13 protein-coding genes and 1 tRNA gene are annotated in these 12,567 nt (G+C 67.9%); 5 read left to right on the top strand and 9 right to left on the bottom strand.

What is annotated here, in order from left to right:
- Positions 1-39 precede the first annotated feature (39 nt).
- The 6 genes from H7U20_RS04125 to H7U20_RS04095 all read right to left on the bottom strand — a co-directional run bounded on the left by H7U20_RS04125 (position 40) and on the right by H7U20_RS04095 (position 5,832).
- Positions 40-324, bottom strand: coding sequence for a SemiSWEET transporter (locus tag H7U20_RS04125; RefSeq protein WP_199518339.1), 285 nt, complete (start codon positions 322-324; stop codon positions 40-42).
- The gene (locus tag H7U20_RS04120) at positions 314-1,477 is read right to left on the bottom strand and encodes a response regulator (RefSeq protein ID WP_199518338.1); all 1,164 of its coding nucleotides are present in this window, start codon (positions 1,475-1,477) and stop codon (positions 314-316) included. The genes H7U20_RS04125 and H7U20_RS04120 overlap by 11 nt, the downstream gene beginning before the upstream one ends.
- A gap of 7 nt (positions 1,478-1,484) precedes the next feature.
- On the bottom strand, positions 1,485-4,559 hold the full coding sequence (locus tag H7U20_RS04115; protein ID WP_199518337.1) for a response regulator: 3,075 nt from the start codon (positions 4,557-4,559) through the stop codon (positions 1,485-1,487).
- Between the two features lie 157 nt (positions 4,560-4,716).
- Complete coding sequence (locus tag H7U20_RS04105) at positions 4,717-4,959, bottom strand: cysteine-rich CWC family protein (RefSeq protein WP_199518336.1); 243 nt, start codon at positions 4,957-4,959, stop codon at positions 4,717-4,719.
- Entirely contained in the window at positions 4,956-5,222 is a 267-nt protein-coding gene (locus tag H7U20_RS04100; protein ID WP_199518335.1) for a zf-HC2 domain-containing protein, read from the bottom strand. The genes H7U20_RS04105 and H7U20_RS04100 overlap by 4 nt, the downstream gene beginning before the upstream one ends.
- 22 nt (positions 5,223-5,244) lie before the next feature.
- The gene (locus H7U20_RS04095; protein ID WP_199518334.1) at positions 5,245-5,832 is read right to left on the bottom strand and encodes a sigma-70 family RNA polymerase sigma factor; all 588 of its coding nucleotides are present in this window, start codon (positions 5,830-5,832) and stop codon (positions 5,245-5,247) included.
- Between the two features lie 143 nt (positions 5,833-5,975).
- Between H7U20_RS04095 and argB the strand changes: the two genes are divergently transcribed.
- Positions 5,976-6,869 (top strand): acetylglutamate kinase, encoded by an 894-nt coding sequence (gene argB / locus H7U20_RS04090; RefSeq protein ID WP_093385720.1) that lies wholly within the window; start codon positions 5,976-5,978, stop codon positions 6,867-6,869.
- Positions 6,870-6,921: 52 nt separating this feature from the next.
- Positions 6,922-6,996, top strand: a tRNA-Thr gene (locus H7U20_RS04085).
- Between the two features lie 31 nt (positions 6,997-7,027).
- Here H7U20_RS04085 and H7U20_RS04080 read toward each other — a convergent pair.
- A complete protein-coding gene (locus tag H7U20_RS04080; protein WP_199518333.1) occupies positions 7,028-7,954 on the bottom strand; it encodes a TraB/GumN family protein in 927 nt (308 codons plus the stop codon).
- Positions 7,955-7,993: 39 nt separating this feature from the next.
- On the opposite strand from H7U20_RS04080, the gene H7U20_RS04075 reads away from it, so the two are divergent.
- The 3 genes from H7U20_RS04075 (at position 7,994) to pabB (ending at position 11,305) form a co-directional block, all read left to right on the top strand.
- The gene (locus H7U20_RS04075; protein ID WP_370593078.1) at positions 7,994-8,713 is read left to right on the top strand and encodes a pyrimidine 5'-nucleotidase; all 720 of its coding nucleotides are present in this window, start codon (positions 7,994-7,996) and stop codon (positions 8,711-8,713) included.
- A gap of 48 nt (positions 8,714-8,761) precedes the next feature.
- On the top strand, positions 8,762-9,337 hold the full coding sequence (gene slmA, locus H7U20_RS04070) for a nucleoid occlusion factor SlmA (RefSeq protein WP_199518331.1): 576 nt from the start codon (positions 8,762-8,764) through the stop codon (positions 9,335-9,337).
- Positions 9,338-9,415: 78 nt separating this feature from the next.
- The gene (gene pabB / locus H7U20_RS04065) at positions 9,416-11,305 is read left to right on the top strand and encodes an aminodeoxychorismate synthase component I (RefSeq protein WP_199518330.1); all 1,890 of its coding nucleotides are present in this window, start codon (positions 9,416-9,418) and stop codon (positions 11,303-11,305) included.
- Positions 11,306-11,399: 94 nt separating this feature from the next.
- On the opposite strand, the gene H7U20_RS04060 is transcribed toward pabB, so the two are convergent.
- Complete coding sequence (locus H7U20_RS04060) at positions 11,400-12,014, bottom strand: glutathione S-transferase family protein (protein WP_199518329.1); 615 nt, start codon at positions 12,012-12,014, stop codon at positions 11,400-11,402.
- A gap of 166 nt (positions 12,015-12,180) precedes the next feature.
- Positions 12,181-12,540, bottom strand: coding sequence for a DUF1428 domain-containing protein (locus H7U20_RS04055; protein ID WP_199518328.1), 360 nt, complete (start codon positions 12,538-12,540; stop codon positions 12,181-12,183).
- Between the last annotated feature and the right edge of the window lie 27 nt (positions 12,541-12,567).

Here is a 12,567-nt window from a genome sequence, read left to right as displayed (position 1 = left end):
CCAGGTTCACGCCATTGGGTTTGGTCGGCGCCGCTGTGTTCAGACGCTGCGGTCGTCGGGCGCGACGCGCTCGAAGCGCCACTTCATCGCCAGCACGCACAGCGCCAGGATCAGCGTGATGGCATTGGCGATGATGATGGGCCAGGCCGAAATCATCAGGCCGTAGCACAGCCAGAGGAAAACGCCGAAGCTGAAGATCATGTACATGCCGTTGGAAACGCCGGCGGCGTAGCGCTGGCGCCACACCAGCCAGACCTGCGGAATGAAGGAGCAGGTGGTGCAGGCGGCGGCGAAAAAACCCAACAGGTCGACGTCAATTGCCATCGGCGGCCTTGGTGAACAGTTCGAGTTTTTCGCGTTTCTTATCCATGTCGTGGTCGGTGTCGGCGTAGCGGTGGGCGATGGCGATGAAGTCGGTTTGCAAGCTCATGAAGGCGTCCACCATGTCGGGATCGAAGTGCTGGCCGCGTCCGGCGCCGATGATGGCGACGGCGGCGTCGTGGCTCATGCCCTCCTTGTAGACGCGGCGGCTGATCAGCGCATCATACACGTCGGCCACCGCCATCAGCCGCGCCGAAATCGGAATGGCGTCGCCGGCCAGGCCCTCGGGATAGCCGCTGCCGTCCCACTTTTCCTGATGGCCGTAGGCGATCTCCTTGGCGTATTTGAGGAAGTCGACCTCGATGCCCAGCTCGCGCTCGGCGGCCAGGATGGCGTCGCGGCCCAAGGTGGTGTGGGTCTTCATGATCTCCATCTCGTGCGGCTCGAAGCGGCCCGGCTTGAGCAGGATGCGGTCGGGGATGCCGACCTTGCCGATGTCGTGCAGCGGCGCCGATTTGAACAGCAGCTCGATGGTCTTGTCGGTCAAAAAGGCGGCGAAGCGCGGATGCCCGCGCAGCTTCTCGGCCAGCGCCTTGACGTAATGCGCGGTGCGGCGGATGTGGTTGCCGGTCTCGCTGTCGCGCGTCTCGGCCAGCGAGGCCATGGTGTGGATGGTGACGTCCTGCAGCGCGACGATCTCGCGCGTGCGCAGTTCGATCTCGGTTTCCAGGAAGTGGTTCTGGTCGCGCAAAAAATCGTGCACCCGCTTCATCGACAACTGGGTCTTGATGCGCGCCAGGACGATCGGCGCGGAGATCGGCTTGGTGATGTAGTCGACCGCGCCCATGCCCAGGCCAAGCTGCTCGTCGGCCGTCTCGCTCATGGCGGTGACGAAGATAACCGGGATGTCGCGCGTGCCCGGATTGGCCTTGAGCTGCTGGCACACCTCGTAGCCGCTCATGCCCGGCATCATGATGTCGAGCAGGATCAGGTCGGGCTTGCTGTCGCCGTTGGCGATCTTCAGCGCGCGCTCGCCGTTGACGGCGATCTTGGTGCGGTAGTCGTCCTCCAGCACGGCGCACAGCAGGTCGATATTGTCCGGCGTGTCGTCGACCACCAGAATGGTCGGTTTGGTGTGGAACGGTGGCATGCTCATCTCTCTCTCACAGGGTAATCCGCAACGCCGCCGCCGCTTCGCGCAGCTGGGCCAGCGCGGCCTCGAAATCGTACTGCTCCAGCTGGCGGCGCAGCTGGCGCGAGTGCTCGCCCTGGCCGGAGGCGGTCAGCAGCGGACAAATCAGGTCGAGCCGCTTGAGCGCGGCGCCGTCGTCCTGCGCCAGCAGGCGCGCCATCTCCTGCATGCCGCTGCTCAACGCGGCCAGGTCGGGCGGCGGCACGGCCGCCAGCGGCGCGGCCGGCTTGTCGTGCAGCGCCAGCGCGATGCCGGTGATCAGCTCACTGAGCTCGTGCGCCATGTCGGCCAGGGCCTGGTCGCGTCCCGCCACCGCGCCCTGCGCCAGCATCTGCTCGACCCGCGCGGCGCTGTCGGCCATGCCGGCGGCGCCGATGTTGCCGGCCAGGCCCTTGACGGTGTGGGCATGGCGTGTCGCCGCCGCCAGGTCGTTGGCCTCGATGGCGACGGCGATGCGGCGCATGGCGTCGATCTGCGTGTCGACGAAGCGCCCCAACAGCTTGCGCATCAATTTGACATTGCCGCCGACGCGCTGCAGCGCCGCCTCCATGCGCAGGCCGGGGATGGCCGGCAGCGCCGGCTCGGCGCCGGCCAGCGCGGCAGCCTCGGGCGCGTCCGCCCGCCCCTGCGCCCGGGCGTCCGCCAGCGCTTCGGCCGCCGCCGCCTGGCTCGGCTTGACCCAGCGCGCCAGGGTGGTGAACAACTGCGCCACGTCGATCGGCTTGGCGATGAAATCGTTCATGCCGGCCTCCAGGCACTTCTCCTTGTCGCCGACCATGGCGTTGGCGGTCATGGCGATCACCGGCAGCGCGGCGTGGCGCGGCTCGGCGCGCAGCGCGCGGGTGGCGTCGTAGCCGTCCATCACCGGCATCTGGCAGTCCATCAACACGCCGTCGTAGTCGGTGACGGCGAGTTTGGCCAGCGCCATGGCGCCGTTGCTGGCGATGTCGACGCGCACGCCGGCGTCGCCGAGGATCTGCTGCGCCACCTCCTGATTGACCTCGTTGTCCTCCACCAGCAGCAGATAGGCGCCGCGCACGGCGTGTTCGGCGGCCTGGTAGTCGACCAGGCGCTGGGTCTTGCGGCAGCGCCCCAGGTCGCTGCCGAAGACGGTGGAAATCGAATCGAGCAGGGTCGAGGCGCTGACCGGCTTGCTCAGCAGGCCGCCCAGCGCCAGCTCGCGCGCCTCGTCGAGCAGGGCGTCGCGGTTGTAGGCGGTGACCATGATGAAGGCCGGCGCGGTGGCGCCGGCGGCGGCCGCCTCGGCGCGGATCGCCGCGATCGCCGCGACGCCGTCCATGCCCGGCATCTGCCAGTCCATCAGCACAATGTTGAACGGCCGGCCGTCGGCGCGCGCCCTGGCCACCGCCTCGACGGCCAACGGGCCGCTGGCGGCGGCGGCGGCGTCGAAGCGCATCGAAGCCAGCATGGCCAGGAAGATCTCGCGCGCGCTGGCATTGTCGTCCACCGCCAGCACACGCAGGCCGGAGACGTCGGGCAGCGCCTGCGGCGGCGGCAGCGCGGCCAGGCCGAAGCGGGCGCTGAAGAAGAAGGTGCTGCCGACACCGGGCTCGCTGCGCACGCCGATCTCGCCGTCCATCAGCTCGACCAGGCGCTTGCTGATGGTCAGGCCCAGGCCGGTGCCGCCGTGGTGGCGGGTGGTCGAGGTGTCGGCCTGGCTGAAGGCCTGGAACAGGCGCGCCTGCTGCTGTTGGTTCAGGCCGACGCCGGTGTCGCGCACCTCGACGCGCAGGCGCACGGCGTCGGCCTGCGGCGCGCCGTCGGCCAGCTGGACGCTGACCACGATCTCGCCGCGCTCGGTGAACTTGATGGCGTTGTTGGTCAGGTTGATCATCACCTGGCCGAAGCGCAGCGGGTCGCCGAGCAGGGCCACCGGCACGTCGGCGCCGACGTCGAACAGCAGCTCCAGGCCCTTGTCCTGGGCGCGTATGACGGCCAGGTCGGCCACCTGGGCCATCACGTCCTCCAGATAGAAGTCGACCTGTTCGAAGGCCAGCTTGCCGGCCTCGATCTTGGAGAAGTCGAGGATGTCGTTGATGATGCCGAGCAGGTTGCGCGCCGCCGACTCGACCTTCTCCAGGTAGTTGCGCTGCTTGCCGGTCAGCTCGGTCTGCAGCGCCAGGTGGGTCATGCCGATGATGCCGTTCATCGGCGTGCGGATCTCGTGCGACATATTGGCCAGGAAGTCGGACTTCATCTTGGTGGCGTCCTCGGCCACCGTGACGGCGCGGCGCAGCTGCTGCTCGGCGGCCAGGCTGGCCGTCATGTTCTTCAAGGCCTGCAGCAGCTCGCCCGTCTCGTCCTTCGAGTTCACCTCGATGACCGAGCTGAGGTCGCCGTTGGCGACCCGCGTGGCGATCTTGATGGCCTCGTCGAGCGGCCGGGTAATCGAACGGGCCGAAATGGCGAAGCCGACCCCGGCCAGCAGCGCGGCGCCGCCCATCAGCGACATCAGCAGCAGCGAGAAGTTGATGTCGGCGCGGGCGCGGGCGGCGCTGGCCATCACCTGGCGCTGCTGCAGCGCGTCGAGCAGGTGGATCTGGTCGAGCAGGTGGTTCAGCGCCGGCAGCGCCAGCAGGTTCATTTTTTCCTCGGCGGCGTCGCGCTGCTCGGCCTCGATCAGGTCGGCGACGGCGATGAAGCTGTCGTAATAGGCGGCGCGGGCCAGCTTGAGCCGCTCGATCTGGCGGCGCGCCTCGGCCGTGGCGTCGAGCACGGCGAGCTTGTCGAGCTGGGCGTCGATGTCGCGCTTGATCTGGTCGATGCGGGCGTAGCTGTCGATGCGGCGGCGCTTGTCCTTCTGAATGATCAACGTGACGATGCGGGTGGCCGCCTCGCGCGATTGGGTGTCGATGATGTTGATGGCGGCGGCGGCGGCCCAGTCCTGATCCAGGATATGCTCGCTCTCGGCGCGGATGGCGTAGATGCGGCTGACGCCCACCAGGATCACGCCCAGCATCAGCGCGATCAGGATGGCGTAGCCGACACTGACCCGGGCGCGGATGCGGATATCGCTAAAACGCATGGTGCTTCCTTTTGCTTGGAGTTCGGTACGGCGGGCGCGTCAATCTGCAGTCTGAGCCAAAAAGGCGGCGCAGTCCATGGCGCCGTCGCGCCAAGGCGGCGGCGACGCCGGCCAACCCCCACGGCGCAGAGCCAGGGTCGGACCCGAGGGTCCGACCCTAGGTTTGCGGTGGGGGTTCCGCCGCGCTCCCCCGCGTCCTGGCCGGTTCGGCGCTGGCGGCGATATGGCGGCGCAGGCAGTCCGGGCACCAGCAACTGCTACCGGGCACCGCCGGCACCGGCAGCGACGCCGGCAGATAGGTGCACCAGCAGGGTTCGGCCAGTTTGGCCGGATCGGCGCCCGGCGCCGGGTCGGCCATGGCGCAGCTGAAGGTGGCGCCGCAGCGCGCGCAGAGGCTCATTTCGGCCCGCGCGGCTTGTGCGGCTTGTACTTGACCTCGGCCGCGCCGCCCTCGCCGCCCTCGCCGTCGAGCGGCGGGAAGCTGTGCATGGCGCGGCGCAGCAGCGACATTTGGCCGTTGAAGCGGGTGCAGGCGTCGCACACCACCAAGTGCAGGCGCATGCGGATGCGCTCGACCACGGACAGTTTGCGGTCCAGCCCTTCGGACACCAGGCGGTGCACTTCGCGGCAGGTGGGTTTAAGCCCGGTTTTGTGTGCTTGCATAGTCGCTTCGTCCAATCTCGGCTTAGCCGGCCTGGCGCTTGCCGAACCAGTTCAGGTCCAGGCATTCGCGCAAGCGCATGCGGGCCCGATACAACAGTACCCAGGCATTAGACGTGGTGATCGCCAATTCCTTACAAATTTCCTCGGTTTCCAGGTCGAGCCACTCGCGCATCATGAAAATGCGCGCCGTTTTGGCCGGCAGCTTGTCGAGGCAAACCTCGAGCACGGCGAAAAAGTCCTTTTGCTCGAGCGTGCGGTCGGGATCGCCCCAGGCCAGCGGCTGCTCGCGGGTGTGGCCGTCGGCGTGGAACAGGGCGTCGATGGCGTCGTCCTCGGACTGGTCGTCGGCCGTCTCGATCTGCCGCTCACGGGTGGTGGCGCGCAGGTTGTCGATGATCTTGAACTTGAGGATGCCGGTCACGTAGGTGCGCAGCGAGGACTGGCCGGCGAAGCGCTCGGGCTTCTCCAGCACGGCGATCAGGGCGTCCTGCACGGCGTCCTCGGCCAAGGCGGCGTTGCGCAATTGCAATTGTGCGAAGCGGACAAGCTGGGGCCGCATGGCCTCCAGTTGGCGGTGCAGAGCGTCGATGGCGGGGGTGGCGGCGGTCATATGCTGGGAGCCTAATTGATCGCTCGGGAAATTACAACAAGATGGCCCTATAATGCGTACTTGAGCACAGCTGCAGGCTGTAAAATCGCAGAAAATTCATTTTCGGACTCGCCATGACCCAACTGACTAACCTGAACCTAGGCATGACTGACGACCTGACAGCGGTGGCACCGCAGATCAAGGCGCAGATTCTGGCCGAGGCCCTGCCCTACATCCGCAATTTCCATGGCAAGACCATTGTCATCAAATACGGCGGCAACGCGATGACCGACGAGCGCCTGAAGCACGGCTTCGCGCGCGATGTCATTTTGCTCAAATTGGTGGGCATGAACCCGGTGGTGGTGCACGGCGGCGGTCCGCAAATCGACAACGCGCTGAAAAAAATCGGCAAGCAGGGCACCTTCGTGCAGGGCATGCGCATCACCGACGAGGAAACCATGGAAGTGGTCGAGTGGGTGCTGGGCGGCGAAGTGCAGCAGGACATCGTGATGTTGATTAACCACTACGGCGGCCAGGCCGTGGGCCTGACCGGCAAGGACGGCGGCCTGATCCGCGCCAAAAAGATGGCCATGCCGGACAAGGAAAACCCCGGCCAGTTCCTCGACATCGGCTTCGTCGGCGAGATCGACGCGATCAATCCGGCGGTGGTCAAGGCGCTGCAGGACGACGCCTTCATCCCGATCATTTCGCCGATCGGCTTCGGCCAGGACGGCCAGGCCTACAACATCAACGCCGACGTCGTCGCCGGCAAGATCGCCGAGATCCTCAAGGCCGAGAAGTTGATCATGATGACCAACATCGCCGGCGTGCAGGACAAGCAGGGCAACCTGGTGACCGACCTGTCGGCCCGCGAGATCGACGAGATGTTCGCCGACGGGACGATTTCGGGCGGCATGCTGCCTAAAATTTCATCGGCGCTGGACGCCGCCAAGTCGGGCGTGAACACGGTTCACATCATTGACGGGCGAATTGAGCACTCTTTATTGCTTGAGGTGTTGACCGAACAGGCTTTTGGCACTATGATCCGTTCGCACTGAAAAAACGGCGACGCGGTATTTGCCGGTTTTCGCAGCGCGTCGCCACAATAATGCCCTTTTAGCTCAGTGGTAGAGCACTCCCTTGGTAAGGGAGAGGCCACGTGTTCAATCCACGTAAAGGGCACCATTTCGCAGCACCCCTCCCGCAGCACCCTCCCCTAGTAGATTCGCTCCACCGCCATGCCGCGTTTGCGCAGCAGTTCCGGCACGCTGTTTTTCCCCACCAGATGCAAGATGCCGATCGCCGCCACGCTGTTGTTTTCGCGCGCCAGCAATGTGGCGATGGACTCGGCCAGCAGCGGATTGCGCTCGTCGAGCAGCACCTTCTGCACGAAGCGGCCGGAGAAGCTCCGGTCGGCCGCCGCCTTCTCGGCCAACGCCTCAAGCGCGGCGGCGTCGGCGTGGCGCCAGGCGTCGGCGATCTGGCGCGCCTGCACGGCCTGCTCCTGGTCCTCGATGGCGACGATGCCCTCCTCCAGGAAGCGCAGCTGCTCGGCGCCGCTCATGCGGTCGAACAGGGCCATCTGGCCGTTGACCGACTCCAGCTCGACGACGGCCTGGCCACGGCCGTGGGCCAGGCGCGACAGGTGGGCGTCGACCGCCAGGCCGGCGTCGTAGCCCTGGGCGGCGAATTCGCTGACCGTCAGCACGCTGGCCAGCAGCCAGGGCTTCATGCCGGCCACCGACTGCGGCGGAATGCCATAGTGGCGCAGCAGACGGGCCAGGCGCGGCCGCCAGGCCGGCGCCAGCCGGGCCGAGGCGCCGGCCCCCGGCGGCAGCATGCCGTGCCGCTGCAGCGCCTTGGCGACGGCCTGCTGGTCGCCCAGCGGATCGATCTCCAGCGCCAGCACGGGGGCCCGCTCCAGCGCCGCCGCCAGGCGCGCCTCGAGCGGATAAAAATCGGCGGCGCCGACATGGATCGTGCCAAACAGGTACAGTGTGCGTTCGCCCTGCGCCACCTTGAACAGCGCGCCCCGGTTGGGCTGCTGCTGCGCCGCCGGCCGGGCCGCCGGCTCGGCGCCCTGGGCCGCGCCGAGGGCGAGCCAGAGCAGGCCGAAGAACATCACTATAATCTTTGCGCGCATGGCTTCCTTTTGATGGCTAGAACTGAGAATTTCGTGAATATTAACTCTTCCTCCCCGGTCTGGCTGTTCGACCTCGACAATACCCTGCACAACGCCTCGCACGCCATCTTCCCGGCGCTGACGGCGAACATGAACCGCTACATCGCCGAGGTGCTGGGCGACGGCGTCACGCCGGCCGGCATGGACGCGGTCAACGCGGCGCGCACGCTGTACTGGCGGCGCTACGGCGCCACCATGCTGGGCCTGGTCAAGCACCACGGCGTCAGCGCCGAGCACTTCCTGCGCACCACCCACGAGATGGCCGACCTGGCCTCGATGGTGCGCGCCGAGCGCGGCCTGGGCAAGCTGCTGCGCAGCCTGCCCGGCCGCAAGATCCTGTTCACCAACGCGCCGCACCGCTACTCGGCCGCCGTGCTGCGCCACCTCGGGCTGCAGCGCCACTTCTCGCATCACATCGCGGTCGAGGCGATGAAGGTGCACCGCCGGATGCGGCCCAAGCCGTCCAAGCTGATGCTGCGCCAGCTGATGCGCCGCCAGGGCCTGACGGCGCGGCGCTGCATCCTGGTCGAGGACACGCTGGCCAACCTGCGCAGCGCCCACGCGCTGGGCATGCGCACCGCCTGGGTCACCCAGTACCTGCGGCGCGGCGACATCCACGGCCTGGCGCATCCGCTGAAGACGCTAAATCGCCCCGCTTACGTCGATGTCAAAGTAAAATCTGTCCGGCTGCTGCCCGCGCGCCTGCATCGTTTGCGCTGAACGCCGCAATTCAATTGTCTTTTTCACCATCGTCCCTATCGAGATCACATGGCAAGCACACCGCCGGGCCAGCGCCGGATTCAAATCCTCCAGGCGCTGGCGGAAATGCTGGAACAGCCCAAGGGCGACAAAATCACCACCGCCGCGCTGGCGCGCAAGCTGGAGTTTTCCGAGGCGGCGCTGTATCGCCACTTCGCCAGCAAGGCGCAGATGTTCGAGGGCCTGATCGAGTTCATCGAGTCGACCGTGTTCGGCCTGGTCAACCAGGTCAACGAGCGGCAGAGCGACGGCTTGGAGCAGGCGCGCGACATCGTCGGCATCCTGCTGCAGTTCGCCAGCAACAACCCGGGCATGACGCGGGTGCTGATCGGCGACGCGCTGGTCAACGAGGACGAGCGGCTGCAGCAGCGCATGAACCAGTTCCACGACCGCGTCGAGCTGGCGCTGAAACAGGCGCTGCGCATCGCCGTCACCGAGGGCCAGGCGCACGAGGCCGACGTGGCGGCGCGCGCCGCCGTGCTGGTCTGCTTCGTGCTGGGACGCTGGCACCGCTACGCCAAGAGCGGCTTCAAGAACAATCCGGCGCAGGACGCCGCGCTGCACATCGCACTGCTGCTGTCCTAACCAAGCTCGCCAACCTCGCCAACCTCGCCAACGCCGTATGAACCAGCCCTCCCCTGCGGCCGCGCGCCGCGTCCGCGCATGAACCCCGCCGCCTGCTTCGCCCTGCTCGACGACGCCAGCCCGGACGGCGCGGCGCACAGCCGTTCGCGCCTGTACACCGGCCACGCCGGCACACTGGCCTGCGCCGACATCGACGCCTGGCCGGCGCTGCTGGACGGGATGCAGCGGGCGCTGGCGCGCGGACTGCACGCCGTGGCGCTGTGCAGCTACGAGCTGGGCGGCGAGCTACTGCAACTGGCGGCGGCGGCCGCGCGGCGGCCGGCGCCAGGCGCGCCGCTGGCGCGGGTGCTGTTGTTCGAGCAGTGCCAGTCGCTGTCCCCGGCCGAAGTGGGCGACTGGCTGGCGGCGCGCAGCTTCCCGCTGGAGCAGGCGGCCGGCATCGCCGGCGTCGCCGCCAACGTCGACCAGGCGGCCTTCGCGGCGGCGCTGGCGCGCATCCACGGCTACATCGAGGCGGGCGACACCTACCAGGTCAACTACACCTACCGGCTGCGCTTCGACGCCTTCGGCTCGCTGTTCGCGCTGTACAGCCGGCTGCGCGCGCGCCAGCCGGTGCCCTACGGCGCGCTGGTCGCGCTGGACGACGGCAGCGCCGTGTTGTCGCTGTCGCCCGAGCTGTTCGTGCGCCACGCCGGCGGCACGCTGACGGCGCGGCCGATGAAGGGCACGGCGCCGGCCGCCGCGTCCAACCGGCCGGCGGAAAACGCCGCGCGCGCGGCGGCGCTGGCGGCCGACCCGAAGAACCGGGCGGAGAATTTGATGATCGTCGACCTGCTGCGCAACGACATCGGCCGCATCGCCGCCACCGGTTCGGTCGCGGTGCCGGCGCTGTTCGAGGTGCGCCGCTACAGCCGCGTGCTGCAGATGACCTCGACCGTGACGGCGCGGCTGCGGCCCGGCACCACGCTGGCCGAGATCTTCCAGGCGCTCTACCCCTGCGGCTCGATCACCGGCGCGCCGAAGCGGCGCACGATGGAGATCATCGCCGAGCTGGAACCGGCGCCGCGCGGCCTGTACACCGGCGCCATCGGCTGGTTCGAGCCGGCGCCGGCCGGCGCCGTCGGCGACTTCTGCCTGTCCGTGCCGATCCGCACGCTGGCCCTGCAAGCGCCGCGCAACGGCGTGCGCAGCGGCGAGATGGGGGTCGGCGCCGGCATCGTCTACGACAGCGACGCGGCGCAGGAATTCGCCGAATGCCAGCTCAAGGCGCGCTTCCTGACCGGCCTGTCGAACGACTTCGAATTGTTCGAGACGCTGTACGCCAGCGGCGAACAGGGCGCGCGCCACCAGGAGCGCCATCTGGCGCGGCTGGCCGCGTCGGCCGCCTACTTCGGCTTCGCCTGCGACCTGGCGGCGGCGCGCGCCTACTTGGCCGCCGCCTGCGCCGAACTGACGCCGGGCGTGCCGCACCGGGTGCGGCTGGCGCTGACGCAGTCGGGCGCCTTCGCCGTGCAACAGGCGCCGCTGGTGCCGCTGGTCGAACCGGTGCGGGCCTTGCTGGCGGCCGACGCCACCAGCTCCGGCGAGCTGTTCCTGCGTCACAAATCGAGCGAACGGGCGCGCTACGACGCGGCCTGGCGCGCCGCCGAGGCGCAGGGCGCCTTCGACAGCCTGTTCTTCAACGAGCGGGGGGAGTTGACCGAGGGTGGCCGCAGCAATGTGTTCGTCAAGCTGGACGGCCGCTGGTACACGCCGCCGCTGAGCTGCGGCGTACTGCCGGGCGTGATGCGCGGCGTGCTGCTGGACGATCCGGCCTGGGCGGCGCGGCAGCGGGTGATCAGCCGCGCCATGCTGCAAAGCGCCGAGGAGATCGTGCTGTGCAACGCCCTGCGCGGCGCCTTGCGCGCGACGCTGCAGGGCGAAGAAAACCCACCGGCGCAAATCTGGGGTCAGACCCCGCGGGTCTGACCCCGGCTCTTTGCCTTGGGGTGGTTTGCTTGCCGCCGGCGCCTTGACCTGGCGGCATTTTGTTCAGCTCCCGGCTGGCGTGCCGGGGGCCGGCCTACTCGCCGTGGCGCGCCTTGGCGCGCTGGTAGGCGGGCAGCGCTTCGATGCGCGCGACAAAGGCCGCCAGGTTCGGATAAACGGCGGCGCCGCCGCCGAACTTGACGCCCATCTGCACCACGAAGGACAGCTGGATGTCGGCGCCGCTCAGCTCCTCGCCGACGAAGAATTCGCGGCCGGCCAATTCACCCTCCAGATAGCCGAGGTGGTTTTTCATCTCGCTCTGGATGCGCGGCTGCAGCGGCGCGGCGGCCTCGCCCAGGCGGCCGGTGTACAGCGCCAGCATCAGCGGCAGCATGGCCGAACCCTCGGCGTAGTGCAGCAGCTGGATATAGCGGTTGTAGGCCGGCGTGTCGACGGCGGGGGCGAAACGGCCCTGGCCGTAGCGGCGCACCAGATACTCGATGACGGCGCCCGACTCGATCAACACCTGGCCGTCGTCGCACAGCACCGGCGCCTTGCCCAGCGGGTGGATGCGCGCCAGCTCGGGCGGCGCCAGGCGGGTGACCGGGTCGCGGTCGTAGGAAATCACCTCGTAGTCCAGGCCCAGCTCTTCAAGCAGCCAGGTGATGCGGCGCGAGCGCGATTCCTTCAGGTGGTGCAGTTGGATCATGGCGACTCTTTCGGGATGTGGGGAAAACACCATTCTGCCAGAGATGGCCGATTGCGGTCGGCGGCCGGCACCAGCCCCGCAACAGATCCGCAACAGGCCCGCAGTAGAGGCCCGCGGGCGACGGATCACTTGTTGGACGGCGGCCGCGGCGCCTTCGCCGGCGCGGTTACAGGTCGATCAACATCTCGAAGCCGCCGTAGATCATGCGCTTGGCGTCGAAGGGCATGGCGGCCGGGTCCATGAAGGCCTTGACGCGCGGGTCCTGCATGACCTTGTCGTTGATCTCGTCGCGCGCCGCGCGCGAGGCGTAGACGATCCAGGAAAACACCACCACCTCGCCCTCCTGCAAATCGACGCTGAGGGGAAAGGAAGTAACCTTGCCGGGCGGCACATCGTCGCCTATGCACTCGCGGAACTCCAGCGCGCCGTATTCCTTCCAGACGGCGCCGCAGGCGAGCGACATTTCCTTGTAAGCGGACAGATTCTTCTTCGGTAGCGGAACCACAAAACCATCGACATAGGCCATGACATCCTCCTCAGTTGACTCGACACT

The organism is Rugamonas violacea (assembly GCF_016461825.1).
Taxonomy (GTDB): domain Bacteria; phylum Pseudomonadota; class Gammaproteobacteria; order Burkholderiales; family Burkholderiaceae_D; genus Rugamonas.
Note: the sequence above shows the minus strand (reverse complement) of the source record. Positions and strands in the feature narration are given on the sequence as shown.

Excerpts from the sequence above, each read along its gene's own strand:
- H7U20_RS04125 (WP_199518339.1), bottom strand. The coding sequence starts at position 324 with ATGGCAATTGACGTCGACCTGTTGGGTTTTTTCGCCGCCGCCTGCACC.
- H7U20_RS04120 (WP_199518338.1), bottom strand. The coding sequence starts at position 1,477 with ATGAGCATGCCACCGTTCCACACCAAACCGACCATTCTGGTGGTCGAC.
- H7U20_RS04115 (WP_199518337.1), bottom strand. The coding sequence starts at position 4,559 with ATGCGTTTTAGCGATATCCGCATCCGCGCCCGGGTCAGTGTCGGCTAC.
- H7U20_RS04105 (WP_199518336.1), bottom strand. The coding sequence starts at position 4,959 with ATGAGCCTCTGCGCGCGCTGCGGCGCCACCTTCAGCTGCGCCATGGCC.
- H7U20_RS04100 (WP_199518335.1), bottom strand. The coding sequence starts at position 5,222 with ATGCAAGCACACAAAACCGGGCTTAAACCCACCTGCCGCGAAGTGCAC.
- H7U20_RS04095 (WP_199518334.1), bottom strand. The coding sequence starts at position 5,832 with ATGACCGCCGCCACCCCCGCCATCGACGCTCTGCACCGCCAACTGGAG.
- argB (WP_093385720.1), top strand. The coding sequence starts at position 5,976 with ATGACTGACGACCTGACAGCGGTGGCACCGCAGATCAAGGCGCAGATT.
- H7U20_RS04080 (WP_199518333.1), bottom strand. The coding sequence starts at position 7,954 with ATGCGCGCAAAGATTATAGTGATGTTCTTCGGCCTGCTCTGGCTCGCC.
- slmA (WP_199518331.1), top strand. The coding sequence starts at position 8,762 with ATGGCAAGCACACCGCCGGGCCAGCGCCGGATTCAAATCCTCCAGGCG.
- pabB (WP_199518330.1), top strand. The coding sequence starts at position 9,416 with ATGAACCCCGCCGCCTGCTTCGCCCTGCTCGACGACGCCAGCCCGGAC.
- H7U20_RS04060 (WP_199518329.1), bottom strand. The coding sequence starts at position 12,014 with ATGATCCAACTGCACCACCTGAAGGAATCGCGCTCGCGCCGCATCACC.
- H7U20_RS04055 (WP_199518328.1), bottom strand. The coding sequence starts at position 12,540 with ATGGCCTATGTCGATGGTTTTGTGGTTCCGCTACCGAAGAAGAATCTG.